Below are 12,518 nucleotides of genomic sequence, written 5' to 3'. Positions count from 1 at the left end.
AGTATTCCATCAGGTTCGTTGCCCCCGGGCCCTGCGGCCCGGGGATCGCCAGCAGGCTGGCTCCTACAGGGATCGAGTCGAGTCGCTCGATCCTGTTTTGGCGTCTGTTACAGGCCCGATTTCAGGCTGGCTTCCAGATACTCGTCGATATCGCCGTCGAGCACCTTGTCGCAATCGCTGCGTTCGATGTTGGTACGCAGATCCTTGATCCGCGAGGCATCGAGCACGTAAGAGCGGATCTGGTGACCCCAGCCGATGTCCGACTTGGTGTCTTCCAGCGCTTGCGAGGCAGCGTTGCGCTTCTGCATTTCCTGCTCGTACAACTTGGCCCGCAGCATTTTCATCGCGGTGTCCTTGTTGGCGTGCTGGGAACGCTCGTTCTGGCAGCTGACCACGGTGTTGGTCGGTACGTGGGTGATACGTACGGCCGAGTCGGTGGTGTTTACGTGCTGACCACCGGCACCGGAGGAACGATAGGTGTCGATCCGCAGGTCTGCCGGGTTGATTTCGATTTCCACCTTGTCATCGATCTCTGGCGAGACGAAAACGGCGGAGAACGAAGTGTGGCGACGGTTGCCGGAGTCGAACGGGCTCTTGCGCACCAGACGGTGCACGCCGATCTCGGTACGCAGCCAGCCAAAGGCATATTCGCCCTTGATGTGCACGGTCGCGCCCTTGATCCCGGCGACTTCACCGGCGGACAGTTCCATGATGGTGGCGTCGAAACCGCGTTTGTCAGCCCAGCGCAGGTACATGCGCAGGAGGATGTTGGCCCAGTCCTGCGCTTCGGTACCGCCGGACCCGGCCTGGATGTCCAGGTAGGCGTTGTTCGGGTCCATTTCATGGCTGAACATGCGGCGGAATTCCAGCTTGGCCAGATTTTCCTCGAGACGGGCCAGCTCGGCGACGACATCGCCCACTGCGCCTTCGTCGTTTTCTTCGACGGCCATTTCCAGCAGGTCGCGGCAATCAGCCAGACCACCGTTCAGTTCGTCGAGGGTGTCGACGATCTGCGCCAGCGCGGCACGCTCGCGGCCCAGCTCCTGGGCGTATTCAGGTTTGTTCCAGACACTCGGATCTTCAAGCTCGCGATTGACTTCGGTCAGACGCTCATGCTTTTGATCGTAGTCAAAGATACCCCCGAATAGTTTCGGAGCGCTCGGACAGGTCCTTGATGGTGTTCAGGATCGGGTTGATTTCCATGACGGGCAGCACTCGTTGGCGAACTTTTGAAAGCCGGCGAGTATAACGTAAACAGGCTGTCGCGGCAGCCCGTCTGGCGGTGAATGGGCCGAGATTGCTGCCCTCACCCTAGCCCTCTCCCGGAGGGAGAGGGGACCGATCGGGGGATATTCGGGAGCTACGCCGATCTGAAAGGGCTTTGCCGAATCCGTAATCGCCAAGACTGCAAATCCATAATCGCCACATTCTTTCAGGTCGCTGTCTGACCCGAGACGCCTCACCCCAGCCCTCTCCCTCTGGGAGAGGGCTGGGGTGAGGGCAATGGGCGTTATTCGATCCCGACCTGATTACGGCCATTGTTCTTCGCCAGATACAACCCACGATCCGCTGCCGAAATCAGCAACCGGCAATCACTTCCTGGCTGCGGCACCATGGTCGCCAGACCGATGCTGATGGTCAGACTGGAGCCCTCGGCCGGGGTGTTATGCGGGATCTTCAGCGCCGCCACGGTCTGGCGCAGCTTCTCGGCCAACAGCCGCGCGCCGCCCGGCGAGGTGTTCGGCAGGACCAGCACAAACTCTTCGCCGCCATAACGCGCCGGCAGGTCCGACGGTCGCGCGCTGGCCTCGCGGATCGCCGTCGCGACCTTGCGCAACGCTTCGTCGCCTTCTACGTGGCCAAAACTGTCGTTGTACGACTTGAAGTAATCGACGTCGATCATCAGCAATGACAGCTGCGTCTGATCGCGCAGCGAACGGCGCCACTCCAGTTCCAGGTACTCGTCGAAGTGACGGCGGTTGGACAGCCCGGTCAGGCCGTCGGAGTTCATCAGCCGTTGCAGCACCAGATTGGTGTCGAGCAATTGCTGCTGGCTGACCCGCAACGCACGGTAGGCCGCATCGCGTTGCAGCAGCGTCATGTACGAGCGCGAGTGATAGCGAATGCGCGCGACCAGTTCGATGGTGTCCGGCAGTTTCACCAGATAGTCGTTGGCGCCAGCAGAGAACGCCGCGCTCTTGATCAGCGGATCTTCCTTGGTCGAGAGGACGATGATCGGAATGTCCTTGGTCGCCGGGTGATTGCGGTATTCGCGCACCAGGCTCAGGCCATCGAGGCCGGGCATCACCAGGTCCTGGAGGATCACCGTCGGTTTGATCCGCACCGCCTGGGCAACGGCCTGCTGCGGGTCGGAGCAGAAGTGGAAGTCGATGTTTTCCTGATCCGACAGCCCACGGCGCACCGCTTCGCCGATCATCGCCTGATCATCCACCAACAACACCATGGCGGCGTTCTCGTCGGTTTTAATGTCGTCGATCTGTAAATCATTCATGAGCGGTCACCTGAGTACTGCGGGGGCCTGGATTGCCGATCAACCTGTTCATTTGGGGAAAATCTCCAGCAATCGTGGCGCTATCTTTTCCAGCGGGCGAATTTCCACCGCGGCATCGATCGCCGCGGCAGCCTTGGGCATGCCGTACACCGCACTGCTGTGCTGATCCTGAGCGATGGTCAAATAACCCTGCTGGCGCATGAGCTTAAGCCCTTGCGCACCATCGCGCCCCATCCCGGTCAATAAAACCCCGATCGCGTCACCGTTCCAGTAACTGGCCACGCTCTCGAAAAACACGTCGATCGAAGGGCGATAGATCTCGTTGACGGGTTCGGCGGTGTAGGCCAGCGTGCCGTTTTTCAACAAGCGAATATGGTGATTGGTCCCGGCCAGCAACACCGCGCCACTTTGCGGCGGCTCGCCTTCACGGGCCAGACGCACATCGAGACCGCTGGCGCTGGCCAGCCATTCGGCCATGCCGGCGGCAAACACCTGATCGACATGCTGCACCAGTACGATCGCCGCGGAAAAATCCTTCGGCAGGCCTTTGAGCAAAACCTCCAGCGCCGCCGGCCCACCCGCAGAAGAACCGATCGCCACCAGCCGCTGGCGTGACGGCGAACTGCGCGGCGAACTCGGCGCCGGGCGCGAACGTGGCGCCTTGTCGCCGATCAGCCAGCCGATGTTGAGGATCTTGCGCAGCAACGGTGCCGCCGCTTCCTGGGCATTGCCGGCGCCGATCGCCGGAGTGTCGACCACGTCCAGCGCGCCGTGGCCCATGGCCTCGAACACGCGGTGCACGTTCTGCTGGCGGTCGACGGTGACGATGACAATCGCGCACGGGGTCTCGGCCATGATCCGCCGCGTGGCTTCGACGCCGTCCATGATCGGCATGATCAGGTCCATCAGAATCAGGTCGGGGGTGTATTCGGCGCAGCGTTGCACCGCCTCGGCACCGTTGCTGGCGACCCAGATCACCTGATGCGCCGGCTCGAAGGCCAGTGCTCGGCGCAAGGCCTCCACCGCCAGGGGCATGTCGTTGACGATTGCGATCCTCATGCCCGCGCTCCTCCAATGAGCTCGACCACTGCATCGAGCAGGGCGTCGTCATGAAAACTGGCTTTGGCTAGATAATAGTCGGCGCCGGCGTCCAGTCCACGGCGGCGGTCTTCTTCGCGATCCTTGTACGACACGACCATCACCGGCAGCGATTGCAGACGGTTGTCGCGGCGCAACAGGGTGACCAGCTCGATGCCGTCCATGCGCGGCATGTCGATGTCGGTGATCAGCAGATCGAAGTTCTCCGAACGCAGCGCGTTCCAGCCGTCCATGCCGTCCACCGCCACCGCGACGTCGTAGCCGCGATTGAGCAGCAGTTTGCGTTGCAGCTCGCGCACAGTCAGCGAATCATCGACCACCAGCACCCGTTTGCGCGCCGCTTCGGCAGCCTGGTTGCCGTGGCGAGCGATGCGTTCCAGGCGCCCGGTATTGAGCAGTTTGTCCACCGACCGCAGCATGTCTTCGACATCGACGATCAGCACCACCGAACCATCATCGAGCAAGGCCCCGGCGGAGATGTCCTGAACCTTGCCCAGGCGCTCATCCAGCGGCAGCACCACCAGCGTGCGCTCACCGACGAAACGCTCGACCGCCACGCCGTAGATTGCCTCGCGCTCGCGGATCACCACGACTTTGAGGGTAGCGCCGGCGTTCTGGCTGGCCGGGCGATTGAGCAACTGACTCGCCGCCACCAGGCCGACATGGCGGCCCTCGTGCCAGAAGTGCTGACGGCCTTCGACCTGCACGATGTCTTCGGGGGCCAGGTCGCACATGCGTTCGATGTGCGCCAGCGGGAACGCATAGGCCTCTTCGCCGACCTCGACCACAAGGCTGCGCACCACCGACAGCGTCAGCGGCACCTCCAGGTGGAAACGACTGCCCTCGCCCGTCGTCTGTTCCAGCACCACGGCCCCGCGCAATTGGCGAACCATGTGCTGAACAGCGTCCAGACCGACGCCACGGCCGGACACTTCGGTGACCTTGTCGCGCAGGCTGAAACCGGGCAGAAACAGGAAGGTCAGCAGTTCTTCTTCGCTCAGTTGCGCTGCAGTTTCGGCTGGGGATAACTGCCGTTCGATGATGCTGCGGCGGACTTTCTCCAGATCGACACCATTGCCATCATCGCTCAATTCCAGCACCAGCAAACCGGCCTGATGGGAGGCGCGCAGACGGATCAGGCCTTCTTCGGGCTTGCCCTTGAGCAGGCGTTGTTCCGGGGTTTCGATGCCGTGATCGACGGCGTTGCGCAGCAGATGCGTGAGCGGCGCTTCGAGCTTTTCCAGCACGTCGCGATCGACCTGGGTTTTCTCGCCTTCGATCTCCAGGCGCACTTGTTTGCCGAGGCTGCGACCGAGGTCGCGAACCATGCGTGCCTGCCCGCTCAGCACGTCGGCGAAGGGGCGCATGCGGCAGGCCAGCGCGGTGTCGTAGAGCACTTGTGCACGCTGGCTGGCTTGCCAGGCGAACTCGTCGAGTTCGGCGTTTTTCTCGCTGAGCAGTTGCTGCGACTCGGCGAGCAGGCGTCGCGCATCTTCCAGCGATTCGAGCGCTTCCAGACTCAGCGCGTGCTCCTTCAGGTGAACGTTGAGATTTTCCAGCGCGCGCAGGCCGTTGTTCTGCATGCGCTTGAGACGCTGCATGGTCGCCAGATGCGGTTTCAGCCGCTGGGTTTCCACCAGCGATTTGCTCGACAAATCGAGCAGGCTGTTCAGGCGCTCGGCGGTGACGCGCAAAACGCGCTCGCCGCCTTCGGTGGTGCGTTTGTTTTTGCGCGGTGTCGGCTCGGCGAGCTCGTCAATAATCGGCGCCGACACCATTGGCGCTGGCTCGATCTGCAAATCGGCCATCGGCGGCGAAGCAACTACAGCGGCTGCTGCCGACGGATCGAGCAAACGCCCCATCAACACCACGTAGGCTTCAATGTCAGTCGATTGCGGCGCGTTGGCCGGGGTGGCGATGCGCATCAGCAGGTCGGTGCCCTGTAGCAGCGCGTCGATGTGCTCGGGGCGCAGTAACAAACGGCCTTCCTGCGCGCTGACCAGGCAATCCTCCATGACGTGGGCGACGCTGACGCCGCTGTCGATGCCGACGATGCGCGCCGCGCCTTTGAGCGAGTGCGCCGCGCGCATGCACGACTCCAGTTGATCGGCCTGGGTCGGATTGCGCTCCAGCGCGAGCAGTCCGGCGCTGAGCACTTGGGTCTGGGCCTCGGCTTCGAGGCTGAACAGTTCGAGCAGAGAGGCGTCGCGCATTTGCTCGGGGGTCATGTCAGGCTCCGGGTCACGGCAGACAACAGCTGTTCTTCGTCCAGCCAGCGCAGGCTGCGACCGCGATATTGCAGAACGCCACGGGTGTACCTGGCACTGGTCTGCGCACCGGACTGCGACGCGGCATCAAGGATACGTTCGTCGATGGCATGGATGCCGTCCACCTCATCCACTGGCACCACCACTGGCCCGCCGTGTGCGGCGATGATCAGCATGCGCGGCATGACTCGTCCGCCGCCGACCGGCGCAACGCTGCCGTCAAGGTCAAGCAATTCCACAAGCGACAGGCACGCGACCAGTGCGCCACGCACGTTGGCCACGCCGAGCAGGGCGCGCGAGCGCTGGTGCGGCAGCGAATGAATCGCCTGCAGCGGCGCGACTTCAACGAGGCTGCGCGTCGCCAGTCCAAGCCATTCCTCGCCGAGACGGAACATCAGCAAAGAGCGGGTCTTGACGTCGGTTTCGACTTTGCTGACCACCGCGTCGCGCTGGTCCTGCTGCAACGAATAGCGGTCGAGCAGGCGCGTGGCGGCGGCGGAATACACCGAGCAGTTGCGGCAATGGATGTGCTCTTCCAGCAACGGGCAGGACTTGTCGCCATGAATGCCGATGCGGTTCCAGCAATCGTCGATGGCGCGGGCGTCTTCGTGGGTAACGTTCAAGGTGTCGGACGCGCTCATCATTTACGCTCACTGTCGGCGGTGCGCCCGCTGCGGGCGGCGCGCTCCTGCAATCGTCGGGCACCCACCGAGTCGCCCTGGGCCTGGAGCAACGCGGCCAGGTGCATCAGTGCTTCGGGGTGTTGCGGTTCGAGATACAAAGCCTTGCGGTAATAACCCTGGGCTTCGAGGCTCAGCCCGGCGACATCGCTGAGCAGGCCGAGCCAGTAGAACACCTGCGCCACCGGTTCATGACTGCGCAGATACTGTTCGCACGCGGCACGGGCCTCGGCGCTTTTGCCTTCGTTGGCCAGTGCAGCAATCTGCGCCAGCAATGTCGCGGCGTCCGGGTCGGCGGTTTTTTTCGTCACTGGCAAAGCGGTCACGGCGGCAAACGGACGGCTGCGCACTGGTGCCGGCGGGGTGCTGCGCAGTGGTTGGCTGACCGGCACGGCGAGCGGTTGAGGCGTCGGCAGCGGTTCGGGGTGCGGCTCACTGTGACGGCTGAAAGCGAACGACTGCGCGATACCGATCGAGCGCATGCCCAAGCGCCCGAGCAGACTGCCCTCCGCCGGGCCGATAAACAGCACGCCGTCGACATGGGTCAGGCGCTTGAGCACTTCGAACACCTGCTTCTGGGTCGGTTGGTCGAAGTAGATCAGCAAATTGCGGCAGAACACGAAATCGAAGGCAGGCTCGTTCGCCAACAGCGTCGGATCGAGCACATTGCCGACTTGCCAGCGCACTTGTTCGCGAACGTATTCGTTGACCCGGTGGCCGTCCTGCTCGGCAAAAAAATGTCGTTCGCGGTATTCCAGATCCTGACCGCGAAACGAATTCTTGCCATACAACGCACGCCGCGCCTTTTCCACCGAGAGCGGACTGATGTCCATGCCATCGACCTTGAATTGATGCGGCTGCAATCCGGCATCAAGCAAGGCCATCGCAATCGAATAGGGTTCTTCGCCCGTGGAGCACGGCAGGCTGAGGATGCGCAACGCGCGCATGTTGTTGAGTTCTTTAAGCCGAGCTCGCGCCAGTTTGCCTAACGTGGCGAAGGATTCCGGGTAGCGGAAAAACCACGTCTCCGGGACGATCACCGCTTCGATCAGCGCCTGCTGTTCATCCCGCGAGCCTTGCAACAATTGCCAATATTCGTCGGCGTGGGCGGCCTGGGAAAGTGTGGTGCGCTGGCGTACGGCACGTTCGATGATCGCCGCGCCCACCGAGGCGACATCGAGGCCGATGCGTTCCTTGAGGAAATCAAAAAAGCGCTGATCACCACTCATGGCAGCGCCTCAAGCTGCGCCGGATCGCGCGGCGGATCGGGGAACAGCAAACTGCGCACGGCGTCATCGAGCAAGTCATTGACCCGCACCCATTGCAGCAATCCCTGCGCATCTTCGCGCACCGGGCCGAGGTACGGCGCCTCGCGGTTGTCGAGGCCGTAGGGCTGAAAATCTTGCGGATGACAGCGCAGTGTGTCGGTGGCCTGTTCGAGAATCAGCCCAAGCCATTGCGCGGGCTGCGAGTCATCCGGCTGATAATTGACCAGCACCAGCCGCGTGCTGGTGCGCGCCTCGGCGGGCTGGCCAAATGTCAGCGCGCTGAGATCGATCACCGGCACCACCGCGCCGCGATAGGCGACCACCCCGGCCACCCAATGCGGCGCGCGGGCAATCGGTTTCAACGGCAGGCGCGGCAGCACTTCGGCCACTTCGGTGGCGCGCAGGGCATAGCGTTCGCTGCCGATGCGAAACAGCAGGAACAGCGCCGGTTTCGCCACTGGCGCGGCGCCACGCTTGGCGATGATTTCGCTCATCAGACTTTGAATCGCGAAACGCCGCTGCGCAGGCCGACGGCCACCTGGCTCAGTTCGTCGATGGCGAAACTGGCCTGACGCAGCGATTCGACGGTCTGGCTGCTGGCATCGCCCAACTGCACCAGCGCGTGGTTGATTTGTTCGGCGCCGGTCGCCTGGGCCTGCATGCCCTCATTGACCATCAACACTCGCGGGGCCAGCGCCTGCACCTGATGGATGATCTGCGACAGCTGCTCGCCGACCTGCTGCACTTCGGACATGCCACGGCGCACTTCTTCGGAAAACTTGTCCATGCCCATCACCCCGGCCGACACCGCCGACTGGATCTCGCGGACCATTTGCTCGATGTCATAAGTGGCCACGGCGGTCTGATCCGCCAGACGCCGGACTTCGGTAGCGACCACGGCGAAACCGCGGCCGTACTCGCCCGCCTTCTCGGCTTCGATCGCCGCATTGAGCGACAGCAGGTTGGTCTGATCGGCCACTTTGACGATGGTCACCACCACCTGATTGATGTTGCCGGCCTTCTCGTTGAGGATCGCCAGTTTGGCGTTGACCAGATCGGCCGCGCCCATTACCGAGTGCATGGTGTCTTCCATGCGCGCCAGGCCTTGCTGGCCGGAACCGGCGAGCACCGAGGCCTGATCGGCAGCTGTGGACACTTCGGTCATGGTGCGCACCAGATCCCGCGAGGTCGCGGCGATCTCGCGAGAGGTCGCGCCGATTTCGGTGGTGGTCGCTGCGGTTTCGGTAGCGGTCGCCTGTTGCTGCTTGGAGGTGGCGGCGATCTCGGTTACCGAGGTGGTCACCTGCACCGAAGAGCGCTGCGCCTGGGAGACCAGCGACGTCAGCTCGGTCATCATGTCGTTGAAGCCGGTTTCGACCGCGCCGAACTCGTCCTTGCGATCGAGGTTCAGGCGCGAGCTCAGGTCGCCGGTGCGCATGATGTCGAGGATGGTCACGATCCTGTTCATCGGCGCCATGATTGCGCGCATCAACAGCAGCCCACAGAGGCCGGCGGCCAGCACCGCGACCAGCAGGGAAATGACCATGCTGACTTTGGCCGTCGCCACCGCGTCGTCGATGTTGGCCATGGCGGTATCAGCGACGACTTTGTTTTCGCCAATGATGTCGTTGAGTTTCATGCGCCCGGTGTACCAGGCCGGAGTCAGTTTTTCGTTGAATAACTTGACCGCATCCGCTTCAAGATTACGACTGCGCAGGTCCAGTACAGCGTTTTGAATCTCGATGTAGGTATCGTGATATTTCTCGAACAGGGCGAACTCGGAACGGTCTTCGTCGGTAGCCATGGTTTTACGATAGTTGGCCATCTGCTCTTGCAGACGCGCCTCGAATGCCTTGTAGTCCGCCGCATCTTCGCTGGAAATGCCCTGGCCTTCCTTGAGGCCGAGCAGCTCTTGGGTCTGCAAATAACTGTCGACCCACGCGCCGCGAATCATCGAGCTGTAGTAGACGCCGGGGATGGCATCGTCGCGCACGCTGTTTTCACTGGCCTCGATTTTCAGCAACCGCGAGTAGGACAGCACCACCATCAACAGCATGATGGCGATAATCACCGCAAAGCTCGCCAAGATGCGTTGGCGCAACGTCCAGTTCTTCACAGTGAATCCTCGTGCCTGATCGAAATGCGGGGAGTATAGCCGAGGGCGGTGTTTCATTTATAAGACGCTCTCGATCCTCAGGCCTGCGCTCTTTTGCTGGCGCCGCGCTGCAATTTCGAATTGATCGCCTTGGCCAAGCCAATACCTGGTTTTTCCAGCAATGCATAAACGACACTGGCCATTACCAGCGTCGCCAGCAAGTAGCTCAGAAAAACCACAACATCGAATTGTGCCTGCAGGTCTGTCGCATACGCCGCCCACTCCAGAAAGAACGGGTGTATCAGATACATCGAATAACTGATCGTGCCCAGGAACGTCAGGCTGTTGATGCTTTTGCGCAGGAACAACGTCACCACAAGGGCAATGGCCATACCGATCAGATAACTGGTCATATAAACCAGCGGATTTTCCTTGTAGCCCTGATCGGCGCTGTAAGCCAGCAGGCAGATAATCGGAAGCAAACACGCGAATAATGCCAACCAGACAGCGACGTATCGGTGAGCTTGCCCATGCGCCAGGCCCAGGCTGACATCCCGCCACAGACTGCCGAAAAACATGATTGAGAGGCACAACGGCAGCGCCACGGGGATCTTTTTGGCCAGATAGAACCTGGTGATCGCAAAGATCAGCGTCACTGCCAGCAACCCGATTGCCGCGCTGAGTCGCACCCAGGCTTTACCCAGGAGGCCGACGCTGAATAACGCCGCGCAAGCCACGTAGAAAAACATCTCGATGATCAGAGTCCAATACACGCCGAACAGATCCGGTGTTTGCACAGCGGCCTGCAGCATCGTCATGTTGATCAATACTGTGGAGAGCGGTACGGGCGTCGACAAAAACCAGTCCGAACTCGCAACCGCCAGAGCTATGGAGAACCAATACGCCGGATAGAGTCTGAAAAACCGGGAAACGGCGAAAACCGCCAGCGCATGCCGGCCCTGTTTCAAACTATAAGGAATGACCATCCCGCTGATCACGAAGAAGATCACCACCCCTACCTGCCCCAAGTTCACATGAGCAAAGAAGAAAGAGTCCCTGAGCGGGGTTCGTTCGATGAAGTGTGCTACCACCACGAACATTGCAGCGATGCCTCTCAAGGCATCCAGATGCGTCAGTCGATCTACCGGACTTCCTGCCCCGTCATTAGCAAAGGGTAAGATTTTCAAGGATCTCAGACTCCCGCTTCGATCGATGATGCCTTCGCTGCGCCGGCCGCTTTGCTGTTCGTCAATCGCGCATCGAGAATTGCATTGATATGCTGGCCCAATCGAATCGAGCGCTTCTCTATCAAGAAATAACAAAGTGATGAGAAGACAAGCGTGCTCAGACAATAAATAACAAAAACAGGAGCATTGAAACCGTTCTGCAGATGCACCTTCGAGTCAGCCAACTCCAGGAAGAACGGATGGATCAGATAGACTGAATAGCTGATCGTCCCTAGAAAAGCGAGCACCCGGCTTTCCAGTTTCAACACCGTGGTAGCCATCACAAAGAACGCCAGCGCAGCAAAATAACTACCGGTAAAATTCCAGGCACTTTCTTGCAGCCCTTGATCGATATCGTAAGCCAGCAGTGCGATGATCGGAAATGTGGTAACAAACATAGCGATCCAGATCACGCTGTATTTCTTTCCCGACGGATTTCGATCGATTTGATAGTTGCGCCATATCCCTCCAAACAACATCAATGAAAGCGATGACAGGATTCCAACAGGGGCAGAAACGGAATAATAATGTCGTGCCGCCGCTCCGGTCAGCGCAAGCAACAGGAGTGATATTGCCAGCCAGAAGCGTGTTTTCACGCACCCCAGCATTCCGACTAGACTCAGCGCAATACAAAGACCATAGAAAACCAGCTCGACAAATAAGGTCCAATACACACCAAACAAGTTGGCGTACCCTAACACTGCCTGAAACATGGTGATGTTTGCCAATACCCTGCTCTCTTCAAGCTCCCCCGAAATAAAAAAAACAATAGCAAAGCAGGCCAATATTACTGAGAGCCAATAGGCAGGGTACAACCTGAAAAACCTTGAAATCATGAACCGCCGGTTCTTTCCGGGATAATCCTTGAAACTGAACGGAATTACGAAACCGCTGACCATAAAAAAAACCACGACGCCGAACTGCCCCGGCCGAAAATAATCGAATACCACCCAGCTGAGTAGTGGCGTTCTTTCAATATAGTGAGAGCCCATGACTGTCAGCGCCGCCAGGGCCCTGAGCGAATCGAGGTAAATCAAACGATGACTGCTGACCATTCTGCTTGAAATATCCTTTTTCAATGACCTGCTCCGTTGAACAAATGACTAGGAGTTATATGTTTATTAATTGCGTTGATCTCACTGCAATAACAATCCGAAACGTGGCCCCGCTTGAGTAAGCGATCGGGTTAACCCACTCGTATTGATGTTCGGTCTCCAAACAAGGGTTACCCGGACCTCGAGCCTTCAGCCTGGATCGAAAATTTCTCTGCTCTGCGCTCAAGTGTGCTTCCAGATGTTGCTTGCGCTTTGAAGAGGCGCTCACAACCATGGTTGACTTCAACTCTTGCCGCGGGCCGTTGAGCAATGGGCTA

At 60.1% G+C, this 12,518-nt stretch carries 10 protein-coding genes; all 10 read right to left on the bottom strand.

Annotated features, from left to right (window positions below; translation table 11 throughout):
- Window positions 1-107: 107 nt before the first annotated feature.
- The 10 genes from prfB to BLU71_RS00105 all read right to left on the bottom strand — a co-directional run bounded on the left by prfB (window position 108) and on the right by BLU71_RS00105 (window position 12,225).
- Window positions 108-1,203 (bottom strand): peptide chain release factor 2 gene (gene prfB, locus BLU71_RS27180; RefSeq protein ID WP_116658289.1). Its coding sequence is split into 2 segments (ribosomal slippage): window positions 108-1,130 and window positions 1,132-1,203, totalling 1,095 coding nucleotides; the frame shifts between segments, so codons are not numbered across the junction.
- 307 nt (window positions 1,204-1,510) lie between these two features.
- Complete coding sequence (locus BLU71_RS00145; RefSeq protein WP_083352017.1) at window positions 1,511-2,512, bottom strand: response regulator; 1,002 nt, start codon at window positions 2,510-2,512, stop codon at window positions 1,511-1,513.
- Window positions 2,513-2,560: 48 nt separating this feature from the next.
- Window positions 2,561-3,571, bottom strand: a complete 1,011-nt coding sequence (locus BLU71_RS00140; protein WP_042606945.1) for a chemotaxis response regulator protein-glutamate methylesterase — start codon at window positions 3,569-3,571, stop codon at window positions 2,561-2,563.
- Window positions 3,568-5,838 (bottom strand): hybrid sensor histidine kinase/response regulator, encoded by a 2,271-nt coding sequence (locus tag BLU71_RS00135; protein ID WP_083352016.1) that lies wholly within the window; start codon window positions 5,836-5,838, stop codon window positions 3,568-3,570. The genes BLU71_RS00140 and BLU71_RS00135 overlap by 4 nt, the downstream gene beginning before the upstream one ends.
- A complete protein-coding gene (locus BLU71_RS00130; RefSeq protein WP_042606943.1) occupies window positions 5,835-6,518 on the bottom strand; it encodes a chemotaxis protein CheW in 684 nt (227 codons plus the stop codon). The genes BLU71_RS00135 and BLU71_RS00130 overlap by 4 nt, the downstream gene beginning before the upstream one ends.
- On the bottom strand, window positions 6,518-7,786 hold the full coding sequence (locus BLU71_RS00125) for a CheR family methyltransferase (RefSeq protein WP_083352015.1): 1,269 nt from the start codon (window positions 7,784-7,786) through the stop codon (window positions 6,518-6,520). Before BLU71_RS00125 ends, BLU71_RS00130 begins: the two co-directional genes overlap by 1 nt.
- Complete coding sequence (locus tag BLU71_RS00120) at window positions 7,783-8,319, bottom strand: chemotaxis protein CheW (RefSeq protein ID WP_064364284.1); 537 nt, start codon at window positions 8,317-8,319, stop codon at window positions 7,783-7,785. The genes BLU71_RS00125 and BLU71_RS00120 overlap by 4 nt, the downstream gene beginning before the upstream one ends.
- Window positions 8,319-9,941: a methyl-accepting chemotaxis protein gene (locus tag BLU71_RS00115; RefSeq protein WP_064364285.1), complete on the bottom strand. Its 1,623-nt coding sequence runs from the start codon at window positions 9,939-9,941 to the stop codon at window positions 8,319-8,321. The genes BLU71_RS00120 and BLU71_RS00115 overlap by 1 nt, the downstream gene beginning before the upstream one ends.
- 77 nt (window positions 9,942-10,018) lie before the next feature.
- Window positions 10,019-11,107, bottom strand: coding sequence for an acyltransferase family protein (locus tag BLU71_RS00110; RefSeq protein ID WP_231982452.1), 1,089 nt, complete (start codon window positions 11,105-11,107; stop codon window positions 10,019-10,021).
- 5 nt (window positions 11,108-11,112) lie between these two features.
- Window positions 11,113-12,225 (bottom strand): acyltransferase family protein, encoded by a 1,113-nt coding sequence (locus BLU71_RS00105; RefSeq protein WP_156889200.1) that lies wholly within the window; start codon window positions 12,223-12,225, stop codon window positions 11,113-11,115.
- Between the last annotated feature and the right edge of the window lie 293 nt (window positions 12,226-12,518).

It is taken from the genome of Pseudomonas moraviensis (genome assembly GCF_900105805.1).
Classification (GTDB): Bacteria; Pseudomonadota; Gammaproteobacteria; order Pseudomonadales; family Pseudomonadaceae; genus Aquipseudomonas; species Aquipseudomonas moraviensis_A.
Note: the sequence above shows the minus strand (reverse complement) of the source record. Positions and strands in the feature narration are given on the sequence as shown.

Bases quoted from the DNA above. Each gene is read 5' to 3' on its own strand.
- BLU71_RS00135 (WP_083352016.1), bottom strand. From the start codon at position 5,838: ATGACCCCCGAGCAAATGCGCGACGCCTCTCTGCTCGAACTGTTCAGC.
- BLU71_RS00120 (WP_064364284.1), bottom strand. From the start codon at position 8,319: ATGAGCGAAATCATCGCCAAGCGTGGCGCCGCGCCAGTGGCGAAACCG.
- BLU71_RS00145 (WP_083352017.1), bottom strand. From the start codon at position 2,512: ATGAATGATTTACAGATCGACGACATTAAAACCGACGAGAACGCCGCC.
- BLU71_RS00130 (WP_042606943.1), bottom strand. From the start codon at position 6,518: ATGAGCGCGTCCGACACCTTGAACGTTACCCACGAAGACGCCCGCGCC.
- BLU71_RS00140 (WP_042606945.1), bottom strand. From the start codon at position 3,571: ATGAGGATCGCAATCGTCAACGACATGCCCCTGGCGGTGGAGGCCTTG.
- BLU71_RS00125 (WP_083352015.1), bottom strand. From the start codon at position 7,786: ATGAGTGGTGATCAGCGCTTTTTTGATTTCCTCAAGGAACGCATCGGC.